Origin of the sequence: Paenibacillus polygoni, assembly GCF_030263935.1 — a bacterium.
Taxonomy (GTDB): domain Bacteria; phylum Bacillota; class Bacilli; order Paenibacillales; family Paenibacillaceae; genus Paenibacillus; species Paenibacillus polygoni.
This window is the reverse complement of the sequence record NZ_CP127162.1, coordinates 4,020,932-4,040,004: the sequence shown is the minus strand read 5'-3', so window position 1 is coordinate 4,040,004 and position 19,073 is coordinate 4,020,932. Positions and strand designations below refer to the sequence as shown.

16 protein-coding genes and 2 tRNA genes are annotated in these 19,073 nt (G+C 42.2%); 16 read left to right on the top strand and 2 right to left on the bottom strand.

Going from position 1 to position 19,073, the window contains the following annotated elements; all coding sequences use genetic code 11:
• The first annotated feature begins 2 nt into the window (after nt 1-2).
• The gene (gene mgtE / locus QPK24_RS19330) at nt 3-1,388 is read left to right on the top strand and encodes a magnesium transporter (protein ID WP_285749450.1); all 1,386 of its coding nucleotides are present in this window, start codon (nt 3-5) and stop codon (nt 1,386-1,388) included.
• Between the two features lie 152 nt (nt 1,389-1,540).
• Here mgtE and QPK24_RS19325 read toward each other — a convergent pair whose 3' ends face one another.
• Nucleotides 1,541-1,834 (bottom strand): magnetosome magnetite crystal formation protein family, encoded by a 294-nt coding sequence (locus QPK24_RS19325; RefSeq protein ID WP_160036328.1) that lies wholly within the window; start codon nt 1,832-1,834, stop codon nt 1,541-1,543.
• Nucleotides 1,835-1,978: 144 nt separating this feature from the next.
• Here QPK24_RS19325 and QPK24_RS19320 point away from each other — a divergent pair.
• Together QPK24_RS19320 and QPK24_RS19315 are read left to right on the top strand one after the other, a co-directional pair.
• Nucleotides 1,979-2,052: transfer RNA gene (locus QPK24_RS19320), tRNA-Arg, on the top strand.
• Nucleotides 2,053-2,228: 176 nt separating this feature from the next.
• Nucleotides 2,229-2,483: a hypothetical protein gene (locus QPK24_RS19315; protein ID WP_285743918.1), complete on the top strand. Its 255-nt coding sequence runs from the start codon at nt 2,229-2,231 to the stop codon at nt 2,481-2,483.
• Nucleotides 2,484-2,886: 403 nt separating this feature from the next.
• Here QPK24_RS19315 and QPK24_RS19310 read toward each other — a convergent pair.
• Nucleotides 2,887-2,960, bottom strand: a tRNA-Arg gene (locus QPK24_RS19310).
• 236 nt (nt 2,961-3,196) lie between these two features.
• Between QPK24_RS19310 and QPK24_RS19305 the strand changes: the two genes are divergently transcribed.
• The 13 genes from QPK24_RS19305 to QPK24_RS19245 all read left to right on the top strand — a co-directional run bounded on the left by QPK24_RS19305 (nt 3,197) and on the right by QPK24_RS19245 (nt 19,070).
• Nucleotides 3,197-4,135, top strand: coding sequence for a hypothetical protein (locus tag QPK24_RS19305; protein WP_285749448.1), 939 nt, complete (start codon nt 3,197-3,199; stop codon nt 4,133-4,135).
• A 133-nt stretch (nt 4,136-4,268) separates the two neighbouring features.
• Nucleotides 4,269-5,597 carry a trigger factor gene (gene tig, locus QPK24_RS19300; RefSeq protein WP_285743916.1) on the top strand — a complete coding sequence of 443 codons (1,329 nt, stop codon included), beginning with the start codon at nt 4,269-4,271 and terminating at the stop codon, nt 5,595-5,597.
• Between the two features lie 436 nt (nt 5,598-6,033).
• Nucleotides 6,034-6,624, top strand: coding sequence for an ATP-dependent Clp endopeptidase proteolytic subunit ClpP (gene clpP, locus QPK24_RS19295; RefSeq protein ID WP_160036331.1), 591 nt, complete (start codon nt 6,034-6,036; stop codon nt 6,622-6,624).
• 12 nt (nt 6,625-6,636) lie between these two features.
• Nucleotides 6,637-7,896 (top strand): ATP-dependent protease ATP-binding subunit ClpX, encoded by a 1,260-nt coding sequence (clpX, locus tag QPK24_RS19290; protein WP_285743913.1) that lies wholly within the window; start codon nt 6,637-6,639, stop codon nt 7,894-7,896.
• 123 nt (nt 7,897-8,019) lie between these two features.
• The gene (ispG, locus tag QPK24_RS19285) at nt 8,020-9,117 is read left to right on the top strand and encodes a flavodoxin-dependent (E)-4-hydroxy-3-methylbut-2-enyl-diphosphate synthase (RefSeq protein WP_285743911.1); all 1,098 of its coding nucleotides are present in this window, start codon (nt 8,020-8,022) and stop codon (nt 9,115-9,117) included.
• 183 nt (nt 9,118-9,300) lie between these two features.
• A complete protein-coding gene (lonB, locus tag QPK24_RS19280) occupies nt 9,301-11,040 on the top strand; it encodes an ATP-dependent protease LonB (protein ID WP_285743909.1) in 1,740 nt (579 codons plus the stop codon).
• 87 nt (nt 11,041-11,127) lie between these two features.
• Complete coding sequence (gene lon, locus QPK24_RS19275) at nt 11,128-13,464, top strand: endopeptidase La (RefSeq protein WP_285743907.1); 2,337 nt, start codon at nt 11,128-11,130, stop codon at nt 13,462-13,464.
• A gap of 18 nt (nt 13,465-13,482) precedes the next feature.
• Nucleotides 13,483-14,142: a ribosome biogenesis GTP-binding protein YihA/YsxC gene (yihA, locus tag QPK24_RS19270; protein WP_285743905.1), complete on the top strand. Its 660-nt coding sequence runs from the start codon at nt 13,483-13,485 to the stop codon at nt 14,140-14,142.
• Between the two features lie 248 nt (nt 14,143-14,390).
• On the top strand, nt 14,391-14,978 hold the full coding sequence (locus tag QPK24_RS19265) for a non-ribosomal peptide synthetase module (protein ID WP_285743903.1): 588 nt from the start codon (nt 14,391-14,393) through the stop codon (nt 14,976-14,978).
• 427 nt (nt 14,979-15,405) lie between these two features.
• On the top strand, nt 15,406-15,804 hold the full coding sequence (gene speD, locus QPK24_RS19260) for an adenosylmethionine decarboxylase (protein ID WP_285743901.1): 399 nt from the start codon (nt 15,406-15,408) through the stop codon (nt 15,802-15,804).
• A 373-nt stretch (nt 15,805-16,177) separates the two neighbouring features.
• Nucleotides 16,178-17,563 carry a glutamyl-tRNA reductase gene (hemA, locus tag QPK24_RS19255; protein WP_285743899.1) on the top strand — a complete coding sequence of 462 codons (1,386 nt, stop codon included), beginning with the start codon at nt 16,178-16,180 and terminating at the stop codon, nt 17,561-17,563.
• Between the two features lie 17 nt (nt 17,564-17,580).
• Nucleotides 17,581-18,408 carry a cytochrome c biogenesis protein CcsA gene (gene ccsA, locus QPK24_RS19250; protein ID WP_285743897.1) on the top strand — a complete coding sequence of 276 codons (828 nt, stop codon included), beginning with the start codon at nt 17,581-17,583 and terminating at the stop codon, nt 18,406-18,408.
• Between the two features lie 11 nt (nt 18,409-18,419).
• Nucleotides 18,420-19,070: a precorrin-2 dehydrogenase/sirohydrochlorin ferrochelatase family protein gene (locus tag QPK24_RS19245; RefSeq protein ID WP_285743895.1), complete on the top strand. Its 651-nt coding sequence runs from the start codon at nt 18,420-18,422 to the stop codon at nt 19,068-19,070.
• Nucleotides 19,071-19,073: the final 3 nt, after the last annotated feature.

Genomic DNA, 19,073 nt, shown 5'->3' with positions numbered 1-19,073 from the left:
TGATGATATTGAGAAGACGAGACAAACGCAGTAGAGAAGAGGATCTTCAAGCCCTGACGATAAGCATTGAAGAAGCTATAAATACGGGGCGCATCAATCAGATGGCAAGTGAGCTTGAAGAGTGGGAACCATACGATCTTGCTGTTGTTTATGAAGAGATAAATGAGGTCTACCGTCCACAGTTTATGAATGCTCTTGAGATTGAAACATTGACAAGGATGCTGAGTGAACTTTCTCCTATGATTGAAGTAAGTGCACTGTACATACTTGGTAAAGAAAAGGCAGCACAAGTCCTCAATCGAATGGATAACGATGACCTTGCTGATTTATTAGGTGAGATCCCTGAAGAGATGAGAGAATATTTACTCTCTATAATGGAAGTAACGGAGAGAGAGACGGTCCGTGAGCTCATGAACTTTGGTCCAGAGACGGCCGGGGGCATCATGACGAACCGTTATGTATGGTTTTATGCGAAATATACGGTTCGCGAAGCGGTAGAGAAAGTAAAACATTTTGCAGATCTAACGAATGATATACAGGATCTATACGTGTTAAATGAAGAAAAAGAATTAATTGGACTGACAACATACCGAGATTTGGTACTAGCTCAGGCGACGGATCTGATTGAAGACTTGATGGGCGAAAATGTAGTCAAAGTTCCAGCAGATATGGACCAGGAGGAAGTAGCCCACTTATTTGAACAGTATGACCTCGTATCCATGCCGGTTGAAGATGTAAATGGAAAATTAATCGGGGTTGTTACTTTTGACGATGTCCTTGACGTATTACGGGCAGAAGCAAATGAAGATATTAACAAATTATCAGCGACCGATAAGACGATTGATTATAACACGCACCCATTGACCGCTGCCAAGCGCCGTCTGCCATGGCTCATTATGCTCTTGTTTCTTGGTTTGTTATCGGGCAGTATCATCAGTATATTTGAGGGGACGCTTAGTAAGGTAGTAGCTCTAACTTTCTTTATGCCAATGATTGCAGGGATGACAGGAAATACGGGGACACAGTCCTTAGCAGTGGTTATTCGGGGACTTGGCCCCCAAACGAAAATGAATCGGAAGACCATTTTTCGTCTGTTACGGCGTGAATTACTCGTAGGTATCATGATTGGGGTAATATGCGGTGTCAGTGTTGCACTTGTGGCTGGTTTCTGGCAGGCGAGTTTTGCACTCGGGGCTGTTATTGGATTCTCCCTTCTCCTAACGATTATTATTGGTACGATGGCGGGAACCGTCATTCCTATCATTTTGTACAAGTTGAAAATAGACCCTGCTGTAGCTTCAGGACCGCTGATCACTACACTGAATGACTTGTTCTCGTTATCTGTTTATTTTGGTACCGCTACTATATTTATTTCTTATTTAACCTGATGGAAGCAGACGAAAGCATGATGAATGGTACGGATTAAACTAGGTTAAATAAAAAAAGCAGTTGTTCCAAAGCTGTACTCTATTGTTAGATAGAAATAACAATAAGAGACAACTTACAGGGAATCAACTGCTTTCTAAATTACAACAAGGGATTAAGCATCATCGCGGAGCACCTTAATACCTTGAAAGACATTATAGATAAAAACAGCAACATAAATAATGAAGAAAAGGATCGCATAGCCGATAATAGACGTGGTATGGTTCGCGTTAAACATGAAGATTAACAGCGGAATCAGCGCAAGAAAAGGAAACACATGTGAGAATAATGCTTTTTTGGCATGTCCTCTAACATAATTATCTTGTGCTATAATCCATACAATGAGTGGAAGCAAAAATGGGGCGAAGAAAATACTGAAATAACTCAGAGATGACAATAGTTGTCGCATAAGCTACGAACGCTCCTTTGTTGTTTTGTTATATTTACATCATATTACCCTGGCATGCCCAGGATGATACTTAAAAAAATACTTTGACAAATAATGATTTTACGGTATAATAAATCTCGCACGTGAAAATTAACTACATAACTTGTCCCAGTAGCTCAGCTGGATAGAGCAACGGCCTTCTAAGCCGTCGGTCGGGGGTTCGAATCCCTCCTGGGACGTACAAAGAAAAGGCATCCGAAAGGATGTATTTTTTGTTTTGTTGCTCTTTTATAAAATCGATTGCTCATCTGATCAGAGGATTGTATTACCCGCTGGGGAGATATGAAATTGAATTGGGTATTAGACGATGTTGTGTGGAAATTACAGACAGACATAGGTCAGGGAGAGGTATGCTATGAAAAAATTTGCTGTGTGGTTGCCCTTCGTAGTTTTATTAGTGGTATTGTTAAACTATTTTGGACTAGATGAGTACAATATATTGCTTATGGGTGTTAGTCCTGTTGCTTGGTTCATTGAATTTGTACCTAACATGAATCATGTGCATCTTTCTTCTTTTGTTGTTTACATCGTTGCCGTTGTTTTCTGGTTGCTAATCGGTATGTTATTGGATCGTTTAATTATTGGCTTGAAGAAGAGATCAGTTCAGTAGGGCTGTGTCATACATGGGAGCTTACGTATACAAAAAAGAGAGACATCCGTTGAATGTCTCTCTTCAGACTGTAGACAAAGTAGCTTAAACTATTTTGCCTGCAGTCTTTTTTATTTTACAAAGTCCCAGGAGGGATACAGCCTTACAGGCTGATTGCGAAGTAAAGCTCCCGAAGAGAAGCTGCGACGCCCCCCTTGTAGGGGTTCTCATCCCCAGGACATAAAAAAAAGGCATCCAATAAAGGATGCCTTTCATATTTTACGTCCCAGGAGGGATACAGCCTTACAGGCTGACTGCGAAGTAAAGCTCCCGAAGAAAAAGCTGCGACGCCCCCCTTGTAGGGGTTCTCATCCCCAGGACATAAAAAAAAAGGCATCCAATAAAGGATGCCTTTCATATTTTACGTCCCAGGAGGGATTCGAACCCCCGACCGACGGCTTAGAAGGCCGTTGCTCTATCCAGCTGAGCTACTGGGACAAATTCAAGCGCGAAATAGAATATAACATATATAAATTATAAAATCAATAGTTATCGTAAAAATAAAATAAAAAGAATATAGAATTTTTAATATATCCTAATTATTTTATAAAATAGAGAGCTCTGTGTTTTTTCTATGTCACTTTCGGTTATTCTAGTATATTAGTGCTATACATAGTCTACGGGTTTCTATATAATCAACGAGTCGCTTTACGCTTCCGGGTAGAGAGGAGGTCATCTTAATTAAAGATACAAGTTCACAAACCACAGATAAAAATATTGTATTGTTTCCTAAGACACTAGACTTTTATCAAATTCAGCTCACCGTTATGCTGGAAAATGAACGCTATGCGGAAGCGATGAATTTGCTTGAATTTCTGCTTCAGTGCCAAGGACAAGATCAGAGAAACTATGAAGAATGGGCAGCGCTGCTTGAGTGGCTCAGGGCAGCCTTTCCTCAATATATAAGTGCTGATGACAATAATCCGGTTTCTGAAGAAGAGGATGACATTGAAAGTGAAGAGGATTTAGCACGCCAAAATGCGAAGAATAAGATGGCTGAAGACGGAGATTATGCGAATAAATTACTGCGCATTCTGAAGGATGAGCCGCTGAGTGAACAAACGATGCTTGCACTTGACCAGTTAGCATACGTAGATGTGCCGAGCGTTGATGATTCCCTTAAGGAATGGATTGAACATAGCAGATTACATCCATTACTCCAGTTCAGGGTGCTTCAAACCCTGCGGAAAAGAGGGGCTGACTTTCATGTTACTCTGCAAAGAGGAACAGAGAAGGTCGAAGTAGAAATAGAGACAGTACCTTTGACGCCAGAAGATTTCCCGCATGCTGTTCTTCGGATTCTAGAACGTGTCGCCGATCAGACAGAAGTTCATGAGCCGACGCTTTATTATTTCGCTCAGGAACTTTGGTCGCAATATATCATGGCCGTTTTTGGAACAAGTGATTACCGCTCTATGCTGGAGGGCGATGAATCCATGCTCGATATGTGGGCTGCTGCACTTCATGCAGCGGTGGCTGAGAGTTTGGGAGGTTCGCACAATGAAGAAGAGATTCGCACTTTGTATGGGATCACGAGCGAGGTTAGGTTCCGATTTGAGCAGGCGTATCGCTCAATTAAGCAATTTGTTTCAGGCGGACTGGGCACAAAATAGGTTATAAAACTTTTCCTGCTGTGTTTACAAGGGTTTACCCTTGAAATTGCATTTAATGTTGTTTATACTAAAATGGTTATTTTGTACGCGCTTGACAATGGTTAACACGTGAAATTTGGAGGGGAAAGCATAAATGAAAGCAACTTGGGAAAAAATAGAGAAGAACCTTGGGGTTCTTGAAGTTGAAGTAGAAGCAGATCGTGTAGCTGCTGCTCTCGACAAGGCTTTTAATAAAGTCGTTAAAAAAATAAATGTACCTGGATTCCGTAAAGGTAAAGTACCTCGTTCAATCTTCGAAGCACGTTTTGGTGTAGAGAGCTTGTACCAGGACGCTATTGACATCCTTCTTCCAGAAGTATACACGGAAGCTGTTGATCAAACAGAAATCTTCCCTGTAGAACAACCAGAAGTAGATGTTGATCAATTTGCTAAAGGTCAAACATTCAAGTTTAAAGCAAAAGTTGTAGTTAAACCTGAAGTTGAACTTGGCGAATACAAAGGTCTTGAAGTTCCTAAAGTAAGCACTGAAGTTTCTGAAGAAGAATTGACTGCTGAACTAGAGCGTCTGCAACAGCGTCATGCTGAACTGGTAGTCGTTGAAGAAGGACAAGCAGCATCTGGCGATGTTGTTGTTATCGACTACGAAGGTTCTGTTGACGGTGAACTTTTCGAAGGCGGATCTGCTGAGCGTCAATCTCTTGAACTTGGCTCTAACACATTCATTCCTGGTTTCGAAGATCAAGTCATTGGTCTTGGAACAGGCGACAGCAAAGACGTTGAAGTGACATTCCCTGAAGAGTACCATGCAGCTGAACTAGCTGGTAAAAAAGCGGTATTCAAAGTGAAAGTACACGAAATCAAACGTAAAGAACTTCCTGCTCTTGATGATGAGTTCGCTAAAGACGTTAGTGAATTCGACACACTTGATGAGTACAAAGAAGATCTGAAAAAACAACTTGCTTCCCGTAAAGAAGAAGAAGCAAAAGCTACTCAAGAAAATATCGTAGTTGAAAAAGCGGCTGAAAATGCTGAAGTTGAAATTCCACAAGGAATGATCAACAGCGAAGTTCGCAACATGATGCGTGACTTTGACAACCGTCTTCGTCAACAAGGTATGAACCTTGAAATGTTCATGAGCTTCTCTGGTCAAACAGAAGCAGATCTTCAAAACCAAATGAAAAACGATGCTGAAAAACGCGTTCGTAACAACCTGGTTCTTGAAGCAATCGGTAAACAAGAGAATCTTGAAGTAACAGAAGAAGATGTAAACGAAGAGCTGAACAACATGGCTGCTTCTTTCAAACGCTCTGTTGAAGAGATTCGTCAAATTCTTGAAAGCAATGGTTCTCTTGACAGCTTGAAAGAAGAAGTATTGCTTCGCAAAACAATCGACTTCCTATTGGCAAACAGCAAAGAGGTAGATGCTCCTGCTGAAGAAGCTAAAGAAGAAGCGGCTGAATAATCACTCACATATGAGCATGTAGTATAAATCCAGGACCAAACATGGGTATGGATTTATACGGAATGCGTATCATGTATATCAGATAAGGCACGTAATGTTTTTTACGTGCCTTATTTTTTCTAAGTAATATCCATTTTATAGCAATTTTTATTATTAGATGGATATTAATTAATATGCGTGATAATTTTTATATCCTTCCATATACTTAAGATATAGGTCTTTACTCTATATGCCGGAAGGCGCATTTGCACATACATAAAAAAAATGGTTAAATATGATCAAGCTTTCTTATTATTGGTTCATGTGAGAAAGCGGATCTATATGACATGAAACAGGGAACATGTTAAAATAAGATGTACTGTAATGATATTTACAGATTCTTATATTTTCCCTGACTTGTGCGGTAAAGATTCTATTATGGAAAAGAGGTTTACACATGAGTCTCGTACCTATGGTTGTTGAACAAACGAATCGCGGAGAACGTTCATACGATATTTACTCTAGACTGCTGAAAGATCGGATTATCTTTCTCAGCGGTGCAATAGATGATGATGTGGCGAATCTGGTAATCGCCCAGCTTCTTTTCCTGGCTGCAGAAGATCCAGAAAAAGATATCAGTTTATATATCAATTCACCTGGTGGTTCTGTTACAGCGGGGATGGGTATATATGATACGATGCAGTTTATCAAGCCAGACGTATCCACGATCTGCGTAGGTATGGCTGCCAGCATGGGTTCGCTGCTATTAACAGCGGGTGCTCCTGGTAAGCGATATGCACTTGAAAACAGCGAAGTTATGATACATCAACCGCTGGGCGGAGTCCAAGGTCAGGCATCCGATATTCAGATTCATGCTGACTGGATCATTAAGACTCGTCAGAAACTGAATCAGATTTACGTGGAGCGTACAGGTCAACCCCTTGATAAAATCGAGCGTGATACGGACCGTGACTATTTCATGAGTGCGGAAGAAGCTTTAGAGTACCGTATCATTGACCAAGTACTCACCAAACCGATTAATTCTTAAAGGGGTGGTTATATGTTTAAATTTAACGATGAGAAAGGGCAATTAAAATGTTCTTTCTGCGGTAAATCCCAGGAACAAGTCCGCAAGTTGGTAGCGGGACCAGGGGTGTATATATGTGATGAGTGTATCGAGCTTTGCGCGGAGATCGTGGAAGAAGAGCTCGGTCATGATGAAGAGATCGATCTGAAGGATATTCCGAAACCAAAAGAGATTCGGGATATTCTTGATCAATATGTCATTGGTCAAGATCAAGCGAAGAAATCATTGTCTGTAGCGGTATATAATCACTACAAACGGATTAATACGCAGAGCAAAGTGGACGACGTGGAAATGTCGAAAAGTAATATTTTGCTTCTAGGACCAACAGGTTCTGGTAAGACTCTACTTGCTCAAACAATGGCTAAAATCCTGAATGTACCGTTTGCTATTGCAGATGCTACGTCTTTGACGGAAGCAGGTTATGTGGGTGAAGACGTTGAGAATATCCTTCTCAAGTTGATCCAAGCTGCAGATTATGATGTAGAAAAAGCAGAACGCGGCATCATTTATATTGATGAAATTGATAAAGTGGCACGTAAATCAGAGAACCCATCGATTACACGTGACGTTTCTGGTGAAGGTGTGCAGCAAGCTCTCCTCAAAATTTTGGAGGGAACCGTTGCTTCTGTACCGCCGCAAGGTGGACGCAAGCATCCACACCAAGAGTTTATCCAGATCGATACAACGAATATTTTGTTCGTTTGCGGCGGTGCCTTTGATGGACTGGAGCAAATGATTAAACGCCGTATCGGTAAAAAAGTGATCGGATTTAACTCTGCAACAGAGCAAAAGGATCTGAAACCAGGCGAATATCTTGGCATGGTTCTTCCAGAAGATTTGCTCAAGTTCGGTTTGATTCCGGAATTTGTAGGACGTTTGCCGGTCATCTCTACTCTGGAGCCGCTTGATGAAGACACACTAGTTCGCATCCTGTCTGAGCCGAAGAACGCACTGGTTAAACAGTACACGAAAATGCTCGAACTCGATAATGTATCCCTTGAGTTTGAACCAGGCGCACTTGAGGCTATTGCCCGTGAAGCGATCAAACGGAATACAGGAGCTCGTGGACTTCGTGCCATTATCGAAGGCTTATTGCTTGATGTAATGTATGAAGTGCCATCTCGTGAAGATGTAACCAAATGCGTAATTACACAACAGGTTGTTGAAGAAAAAATAGCACCTGAATTACGTAGTGGAGACGAAAAAGATAAAAAACAGGAAGAAAGTGCGTGATCTTGGCTGATCCCACTTATCTAGTTTAAATAATTTAGTCATACTCCACTGGTACAGGGGCTTACTGGATATTCCAGTCCTCTTACTAGTGGAGATTTGACGTTATGGGGAGAGAAAGCCATCATGTTTCTGAGACAGGATACACGTCCCGTAAAAGTTGGAAATATTACCATCGGTGGAAGCAACGAAGTTATTATACAAAGTATGTGTACGACAAAAACCGCCGATGTAGAAGCAACCGTAGCTGAGATCTTGCGTCTGGAAGAAGCAGGTTGTCAGATCGTTCGTGTAACGGTAAATAATGACGAAGCAGCAGATGCAATCAAAGAAATTAAGAAACGGATTCATATTCCACTGGTAGCGGATATTCACTTTAACTACAAGCTGGCTTTGAAGGCGATAGAGAACGGGATTGATAAAGTTCGTATTAATCCAGGAAACATCGGTCGCCGTGAGAAGGTAGAAGCAGTGGTAGAAGCTTGCAAAGCAAAAGGCATCCCGATTCGTATTGGTGTTAATGCGGGTTCTCTAGAGAATCATTTGCTTGAAAAGTACGGATATCCAACAGCAGATGCGATGGTAGAAAGCGCACTTTATCACATTGGTATTCTTGAAGAGCTTGATTTTCACGATATTATCGTATCCCTGAAAGCATCTGACGTACCTATGGCGATTGAAGCTTATACCAAAGCGGCTCAGGTCATTCCTTATCCGCTTCATCTTGGGATTACAGAAGCCGGCACCTTGTTCTCGGGAACGATTAAAAGTTCTGCGGGGATGGGAGCACTTCTTTCACTCGGCATTGGTTCAACAATGCGTATTTCACTAAGTGCCGATCCCGTTGAAGAGATAAAAGTAGCAAGAGAACTGCTCAAAGCGTTTGGACTGATCTCGAATGCAGCTACGCTCATTTCTTGTCCGACTTGTGGACGTCTTGATATTGATCTATTCTCCATTGCCAACGAAGTGGAAGAGTATATCTCACAGATTAAAGTACCGATTAAAGTATCTGTACTCGGCTGTGCGGTCAATGGTCCAGGGGAAGCAAGAGAAGCAGATATCGGTATTGCCGGTGCTCGGGGCGAAGGATTGTTATTCCGTTATGGAGAGATGATTCGCAAAGTCCCTGAGGCTGAGATGGTCGATGAACTCAAAAAAGAAATTGATAAAATTGTGGTTGCCTATGAAGAAACAGGGGTTATCCCTGGCCGTAAGCACTAATCTATTATTATCTATATAAATGAAGTCAACTTTCCACCTGCGAAAGTTGGCTTTTTTTGTTTTTCTGTCCTATTTCATCCGTTTTTTACGTTTACCACAAAAGGAAAAGGCTATACTACCAAGTATCGAACTTTTTACGTGGCAAAAATAAGGGGAAGAAAGATTGAACAGGAGGACTTAAATATGGGAAATGAAATAACGATTATCATTATGTTGGTCAATTTATTTTTTGGAGTTGTGATTGGGTTATATTTTTGGAATATGCTGCGCTCGCAAAAGAGTAATCGAAGTGCGGTAGAAAAAGAATCTCGTAAAGAAATGGATAAACTACGGAAGCTGAGAGCTATTTCGCTGACAAAACCACTTGCCGAAAAGACACGACCTGCCAAACTTGAAGATATCGTGGGCCAAAAAGATGGTCTGCGTGCCATGAAGGCTGCTCTCTGCAGTGGCAATCCTCAGCATGTCATTGTTTACGGTCCGCCAGGAGTAGGGAAGACAGCGGCAGCCAGAGTCATTTTAGAGGAAGCAAAAAAGAACCCGGCCTCCCCTTTTAAGGCTGATGCCAAATTTACAGAGATTGATGCGACCACAGCGCGTTTTGATGAACGAGGAATTGCAGATCCTCTCATTGGATCCGTGCATGATCCGATATATCAAGGAGCGGGTGCAATGGGGGTAGCTGGGGTTCCTCAGCCGAAACCGGGTGCCGTTACCAAAGCGCATGGCGGAATTTTATTTGTGGATGAGATCGGTGAACTTCATACGATCCAGATGAACAAGCTGCTAAAAGTACTCGAGGATCGCAAAGTGATTTTGGAAAGTGCGTACTACAATTCCGAAGATACGCATACTCCTGCTTATATCCATGATATTTTCCAAAATGGATTGCCGGCAGATTTTCGTCTTGTAGGTGCAACGACTAGATCTCCTCATGAAATTCCGCCAGCACTGCGTTCTCGCTGTATGGAAATCTTTTTCCGTGCGCTGTTACCGGAAGAAATCGGACGAATTGCGGAAGATGCTATATCCAAAATCGGTTTCTCGGCGAATCCCGAAGCAGTAGAAGTTGTTAAAAAGTATGCGACAAATGGCCGGGAAGCAGTAAACATCGTACAGCTTGCCGCCGGACTTGCTTTGACGGAGAATCGGGATGAACTTGAGGCCTCTGATTTGGAATGGGTAGCCAGCAGCAGTCAAATTCAGCCAAGACCTGATCGTAAAGTGCCAAGTCGTCCTCAGATCGGCTTTGTTAACGGACTTGCTGTGTATGGTCCAAATATGGGGGCTCTGCTTGAAATCGAAGTTTCTGCTGTACCTGTAGGAAAGGGTAAAGGTACCTATAATATTACGGGTGTCGTAGAGGAAGAAGAGATTGGCGGTGGTTCAAGAACGCTGCGCCGCAAAAGTATGGCAAAAGGGTCTGTGGAGAATGTGCTAACGGTTCTTCGTGCGATGGGGTATTCACCATCTAATTTCGATCTTCATATTAATTTCCCCGGTGGGACACCGATTGATGGACCTTCCGCTGGGATTGCTATGGCGACGGCGATTGTCTCGGCTATTCGGGGAATTCCTGTAGACCATGAGCTGGCGATGACAGGAGAAATAAGTATACACGGAAAAGTGAAACCAATTGGCGGTGTTTTGGCTAAGGTGGAAGCCGCATTCCAGGCAGGAGTCAAAAAAGTAATCATTCCAGCTGAAAATTGGCAATCCATTTTTGATAACTTGGAAGGCTTACGTGTAATTCCGGTTGAGACAGCTGAAGAAGTATTCCAGCATGTGTTTGGAGATTCGGAAAAAACAGCAGTGGAAGAGATTGCTTCTCCGCATGCAGAACTTTTTCCGCCTTCCTCTCCCTCTGTTTTGCATGCGGACCACAATCGGAACGGTAAACTGAATAGTACCGAAAGCATGTAATGCTTGTCCCTTCATTGGTTTTTTATGTGAACATTTGATAAAATAATGAATGATAACAACTTGAGAGCCATTGGAGGTGTGAAAGCGATGGGACCGAGCAAAGCCAAAGGTCGTCGTTTTCCTTTACTGCCTTTGAGAGGACTTCTTGTTTACCCGAGTATGGTACTCCATCTCGATGTGGGCAGGGAGAAATCAGTTAAGGCTTTGGAAAAAGCGATGGTAGAAGAACATTTAATCCTCCTGTGCTCCCAATCTGAAGTAAATATTGAAGAACCTACAAGAGAAGATATCTTCCGGATCGGGACAGTGGCTAAGGTCAGACAGATGCTGAAGCTTCCGAATGGGACGATTCGGGTCCTTGTAGAAGGATTGGAACGTGCGGAGATTACCGAATACACAGACAATGTTGATTTTTATGAAGTGCTGGCAGTAGAACTTCCTGAAGAAGAGACTAACCATCCAGAGACGGATGCTCTAATGAGGACGGTACTGAATCAGTTTGAAAATTATATAAATCTGTCTAAAAAGATTACTCCGGAGACACTCGCAGCAGTATCTGATATTGAAGAACCTGGGCGTCTTGCGGATGTCATAACCAGTCATCTTTCACTTAAGATTAAGGATAAACAAGAAATTCTGGAGACGATTAACGTCAAGCAACGACTTGAGAAACTTCTCGATATTCTTAATAACGAGCGTGAAGTTCTGGAACTTGAACGTAAAATCAGCCAGCGTGTGAAAAAGCAGATGGAAAAAACGCAGAAGGAATATTATCTGCGCGAGCAAATGAAAGCAATTCAAAAGGAACTCGGAGAAAAAGAAGGCCGTGCAGGTGAAGTGGAAGAACTGCGAAACCAAGCAGCTGCACTTGATCTGCCCGAGAAGGTTCAAGAGAAGATTAACAAAGAAATCGATCGTCTTGAGAAAATGCCAGCCAGTTCTGCGGAAGGCGGCGTTATTCGAAACTACGTGGATTGGCTGCTCGCTTTGCCTTGGAGCCGGTCGACAGAAGATGATCTTGATATTCAGGCTGCCGAAGAAGTACTGGATGCCGATCATTATGGTCTAGAGAAACCGAAGGAGAGAGTGCTTGAATATTTGGCTGTTCAGAAGCTGGTTAAGCAGCTCAAAGGTCCAATTCTCTGTCTTGTAGGGCCTCCTGGGGTAGGGAAAACATCTCTGGCCCGTTCGATCGCGAAATCACTGGGACGAGAATTTGTACGTATCTCACTTGGCGGAGTTCGTGATGAGGCAGAAATTCGCGGTCATCGCCGTACTTACGTAGGTGCAATGCCGGGCAGAATCATTCAAGGTATGAAAACAGCCGGTTCACTAAACCCTGTCTTCTTACTAGATGAGATTGATAAAATGGCTTCTGACTTCCGCGGTGATCCGTCATCAGCACTTCTTGAAGTGCTAGATCCGGAACAGAATAACACGTTTAGTGATCATTTTGTGGAACTGCCTTTTGATTTGTCGAACGTCATGTTTGTGACAACTGCCAATACGGTACACAGTATCCCAAGACCTCTTCTTGATCGGATGGAACTCTTGAATATTCCGGGTTATACGGAACTTGAGAAACTGCAAATCGCGAATCGCTATTTGCTGCCAAAACAGATTCGAGAACATGGTCTTACGGAGCAGCAGCTTCAGGTTGGTGAAGACACACTGCTGAAAGTCATTCGTGAATATACGAGAGAATCCGGAGTACGGAACTTGGAACAGCAGATGGCATCCCTTTGCCGTAAAGCAGCCAAGAAAATTGTAACAGGATACGAAGGAAGCATTGTCATTACGCCGGAAGAGATTAAAGATTATCTGGGCCCAGGGAAATTTAGATATGGTGTAGCAGATCTTGAAGATCAGATCGGTACAGTGACAGGTCTTGCGTGGACTGAGGTTGGCGGTGAAACGTTGGTAATTGAAGTGACTGTTGTGCCGGGTACAGGCAAGTTAACCCTAACAGGGAAACTTGGAGACGTGATGAAAGAATCCGCACAAGCAGCATTCAGTTATACTCGTTCCAAAGCGATTGAACTTGGGATTGCACCAGACTTCCATGAGAAAAATGATATTCATATTCATATTCCGGAAGGTGCGATTCCGAAAGACGGCCCATCCGCTGGGATCACGATGGCAACTGCACTTATTTCAGCCCTTACGAATCGTCATGTGTCCAAACATGTAGCGATGACGGGTGAAATTACACTGCGGGGCCGAGTACTACCCATCGGGGGACTCAAGGAAAAATCACTGGCCGCTCACCGAGCTGGATATAAGAAAATTTTATTACCTAAGGACAACGAACGTGATTTAAGAGACATTCCGGACAGTGTTCGGGAAGATATCGAATTCATTCCTGTTGCTCATATGGACCAAGTACTGCAGCATGCTCTTGTAGAACAAGCAGGAGTGCATTAGAGAGGACAATTATCAACTATGAAAGTAACAAAATCAGAATTTATTATTAGTGCTGTAAGCCCCAGCCAATATCCTGAGGACGCCTTGCCGGAGATTGCTCTGGCAGGGCGTTCCAATGTGGGTAAATCATCGCTGATTAATCGGATGATTAATCGTAAAAACCTGGCACGAACGAGTTCCACACCAGGTAAAACACAGCAGCTTAATTATTATCGTATTAATGATCAACTTTATTTTGTTGACTTCCCGGGGTATGGGTATGCCAAAGTATCCAAAACACAGCGCGCCCTATTTGGGAAAATGATGGAGCAATATTTGCTCGAACGTAAAGAGCTTAAACTTGTGATGCAGATGATCGATATGCGGCATGCACCAACGAAGGACGATATTATGATGTATGACTGGCTCAAACACCATGGTCTTCCTGTTTGCATCGTGACTACCAAAATGGACAAGATTCCAAAAACAAAACGTGTGAAACATGCGAAAATTATAAAAGAAGCCCTTCAGATTCATCCAGATGATTCATTTGTATCTTTTTCTTCGGAAGAAGGTCTTGGCAGAGATGAACTATGGTCAGTTATTTCCCGCTATGCATTCTCTAAAGATCCATTCGGTGAGGAAGAAGAGCTGGATGAAGTAGAGGAAGGCCAGGAAACCTCAACTCACGAAGCGTGACAAGCCTAAAATGCAGGATGACAGAGTTAGCATGAACTTTTAATACAGGAAAGTGAGCATCTTCCCTATCAGCTGTAGAATATAAGCGTTTATCCCTTTTTTTACGGTTTTTGCGCAAGTTTTTATGGATTAGAGGATGAGCGAGTCGTTTAAAAGGTAGTGTATAATGAATTCAGGCATAAGCTTGTTACGAAATTTCCGGTGAATACACCGGCCTGATGAATCAGGGAAGAATTGGGGAGATTTTTATGGCTCAGCGGTTAGCCACAGAATATGTTAAAGCCACTTTGAAATTATCGGAAACTCAAATGAAACAGTTCTTGCAGATGGCAGAAGACGGCCAGGTCCATTCAAGAGTGAAAGTTCTCGGTAATGGGGGACAGGATATTGTACTAGTGAATCATGCAGGCGAGGAAGTTCATTTTCCATTTCATCATAGAGAAGGGTTTTATGTCTGTGAGTTATCTTGCCGCTTGGTAAATCTACACTTAGCTAATTTGGTGCGGAAGTTATTCCTCAGCTTCAAAGGAGAAGGGATTGTAAATCGGATCTATGCTGGGTTTACAATGTCTTATGTTTATTTCAAAGGATCTGTGCGAAAGATTGTTGAAGTAAGAGAAAATCAATCCCAAACGGTCTATCAATACAAAAACACACTCCAGGAGATGGAGGATGTATTCCAGATGAGAAAGATCGAGCAACAGATTACACAGGTGAAAAAAAGTGTGAACGGACTGCTTGATTTACGAAATGCAACTTGTAGTCAAGAAGAAATTTCGAAGATTGACGAGCAATTACGCACTCATACGGTTACTTTATTCGCTTTAGAAGCATAAGTATTTCATTAAGGAAATACGTTAGCATTTGATTATTTATTAACTCCTTACCCGGCTGTGGTATGGAGTTTTTTTTGTTTGTATATAAATAATGGATGAACGACCTCTCTGAATTGTAAAACCATACAAAAATCGGTGTATCAAACCGGAGTAAAACGATGTGTAAATACCGGTAAATTCCGACGATGAGAGCTGTGTGATCTATCTCCTAGCAGCGAATGTATTTATTTGTAGTACTTGTAAAATAACTATTGCAATTGCCTCAGTTAGATGTTATTTTTAATCTCGTTGAAAAGAAAATAGGAACCAGGATTCACTCAGGACATTGAATGTTGCGAGAGATTATTCCCTCGGGAAGTGAATGACGTAGGTCCTAGCGGATGAAATTTTTTCAAACATTTTATTCCTAGGAAGGGGGAACCGGAAGATGGAATATTCAACTTTCGGAAGACACGTTGCTGTTGATACTTGGGGAGTCGACTTTGATTTACTGAACAATGAGGAGTTTTTGCAAGCACAGTTGATTGATGCAGCTGAAGCTTGTGGTGCTACCGTATTGTCCGTACAATCAAAGCAGTTTAGACCTCAAGGAGCGACAGTACTTGTATTGCTGTCAGAGAGCCATCTCTCGATTCACACGTACCCTGAGAGAGGTTTTGCCGCAATTGATTGTTACACTTGTGGAGAAACGGTAGACCCGCAGTTAGCCATTGACTACCTGGTGTCCGTATTAAAACCAGAAAAAACGTACGCCAAAAGATTAGTTCGCGGTTTAGGTGAAATAAAGGTTGAAACGCCTGAAATGAATCAGATCGAACTTGTTTGATGGAAAGTTAATAATATGAATTAAACTGACAACCATGGATCATCCATGGTTGTTTTTATATTTGTAGATATTTTACATTTTTGGTATGCTTCATGGGATGAATAATCATAGTTTTGAGATTTTAACTTTAAAAAAGGTGTAGGCTGCCTGCGTTCCTGCATAAAGATAGGAAGAGCCGGCAAAATTAAGCGAGCGCTATGCCTCTAAGATGAGGATTTCATAAACATGTCATAAAAAGCACTTAGCCGGGCAAATACATATGTTATACTAAGTATTGTTTGCATTATGTACTCAGGATCATGTGCTGTTTACAGCGCATTGTGATATAGATCATTTACAAAATTAACAAAACGTAGAGGCAGGTGAACTTGCAATGCACATCGTCGCAGTTGGATTGAACTACCGCACAGCGCCTGTAGAAGTCAGGGAACGTTTTACGTTTGATGAGAAGGACTTATCCCTTGCACTCCAGCAGCTAAAAAAGACAAATAGTGTATTGGAAGGCGTCATTGTAGCTACATGCAACCGGACTGAAATGTATGTGGTAGTCGATCGTCTTCATATGTGCGGCTATTTTATTCGTAGTTTTATGGAGAAATGGTTTGGGATTTCTCGTGAAGAATTTACCCAGCATCTTTATATCTACGAAAATGAGCAGGCAATCCGTCATCTGTTTCGTGTGACAAGCGGGCTTGACTCTATGGTTATCGGAGAGACTCAAATTCTTGGGCAAGTTAAACAAGCTTTTTTATGTGCGCAGCAAGAGAAAGCAACAGGCACGTGGTTTAATGAACTATTTAAACATGCGATTACGGTTGGTAAAAGGGCACATTCTGAAACATCCATTGGGGAAGCTGCCGTCTCGGTGAGTTATGCGGCCGTAGAACTTGGCAAGCGAATTTTTGGTTCGTTTTCAAACAAAAAGGTCATGATTCTGGGTGCTGGGAAAATGAGCGAACTAACTGTGCAACATTTGTACGCAAATGGAGCGGAAGAGGTTATTGTCGCGAATCGGACCTTTCTGCGTGCTGAAGAATTGGCTAAGAAATTTCAAGGAACCGCTTGTACTATGGAACAGGCATTTTCTAGATTACATGAAGTTGACATTTTGATCAGTTCTACGGGTGCTAAAGACTTTGTTATTTCTGTGGATATGATAAAAGAAAGCATGAAGCGGAGAAAATCACGTCCGCTCTTTATGATTGACATTGCTGTTCCAAGAGACATTGATCCTGCGATCAGTGATTTGTCCAACGTTTACTTATATGATATTGATGACTTGGAAGGCGTAGTAGAGACGAATCTTGAAATGCGCCGTATGGAAGCCGCTAAAATTGACGCTTTCATTGAAGAGGAAATGATAACTTTCCAGCAGTGGCTTAAAACGCTGGGGGTACGTCCTGTCATTCGTGCCCTTCAAGAAAAAGCAAATACCGTTCACGAGGATACACTCGAAAGTTTGTTTAATAAGTTGCCGGAACTAGATGACAGACAGCGCAAAGTCATTCGGCGTCTTACCAAAAGTATGCTAAATCAAATAACTCATGAGCCGATTAACCAAATTAAAGAAATGGCTGCTGATAAAAAAGCAGACGATGCTTTATTAATGTTCACTAAGCTGTTTGGGCTCGAGGATGAGATCGATGACAAGAAACAGGACGTTGCTCTTTCACATGGGAACTTACAGCCTTCCATGGAAATGAACCATGGCGCTGCAAAGGAATCTTCGCGTCTAACTTATGTTCCTGTAAGTCTGTAAGGCAGGTGTAGAGCTAAGTGACGGTTCATGATACAATTCACAGTTTCATCATTTATATTTACGCTCTGAGCCTTCTGTTTTATTTCTCGGATTGTATTCGTCGTAATGCGAATGCAAAGCGGATAGGCACAGGGCTTCTTGTTATTGTATCGATAATGCAGCTTATGTATCTTGTGTTTTATACGGTGAATCAAGGTTATGTTCCAATCTACTCTATGTATGATTTTATTTTCTTGTTTTCTTTTTGTATCGTACTCATTTCATTCATATTAAGCCGGGGGCAGAGGTCTGAATATATTGTATTCCTTCTGAATGTAGTCAGTTTCAGTGCTTTGGTGCTGAGTGATTTTTGGCTCGTACCGAGTGAGGATAGGCTGCTCAACTGGCAGACCGTACATGGTATGCTGGTAATGCATATTGCACTTGCTAATCTTGGATTTGCGGCACTGACGGTAGCGGCAGTTTTTGCAATGACTTATCTCTTTTTACATTACAGACTGAAGCTTAAGCGATGGAATGATTCTATGAGACGTGTCCCAAGCCTTGAAATTCTGCAATTGTATATGAACAAAGCCAGTCTAATTGGTACACCTATTCTTGGCATATCTGTGATCCTTGCTATTTTGTCGATTGTTGCCGAGAAGCAGTGGCTTTATCTATTGGACCTAAAAGTACTCGCGACTATTATTGCACTATGTATCTATGTTGGTTATTTTGTATCCAAACGATATATTGATGCACCCCAGTATGTAATGGCAAGATGGATTTTGCTTGGATATGCTTTTGTTATTATCAGTTTTATGAGTAACGCTTGGTCTATGTTTCATCGCTGGACGGGAGAGTGAGGCATAAGCACATGGAGAATCACTATGTACCAGTTATGTTGAACTGCTCAGGGCGCAGATGCATTGTTATCGGCGGAGGTAAGGTAGCGGAGCGAAAGATAGAGGCTCTTGCAGGTTCAGGAGCACTGCTCACTATTATTAGCCCCGAAGTGACGGATCAAATTCTTCACATGGTTGACCGGGGTGAAGCCGAATGGCGTAAGAAGCCCTATCTCCAGGGAGACCTGGAAGGGGCTTTTCTTGTATATGCGGCTACGAGCAGCCCGGCAGTAAACGCACAAGTCATTGCGGAAGCAAAGCAGAGGAACATTCTTGTGAATAGTGCAGATGCACCGGGTACGGGAGATTTTATTACTCCTGGCACTGTACGCCGAGGCAAATTAACGATTGCGGTTTCTGCATCAGGTGCAAGCCCGGGGCTTGCAAAGCAAATTATTGAACAGCTGAGAACAGATTATGGGGATGAGTATCAGATTTACCTTGATTTTTTACAACAATTCCGAGAAGTCATTCAGTTTGAAGTCGAAGATCGGAGAGATAGAAAGCGCCTGCTTGATCGGGTACTTGAAATGGATATTTTAGTACAAATACGAGAAAAACGGTATCGTCCATGGTCACAGGAAGAAATGGTGAAGTGGATTACTGTCAATCGGGAGGAGTAACAA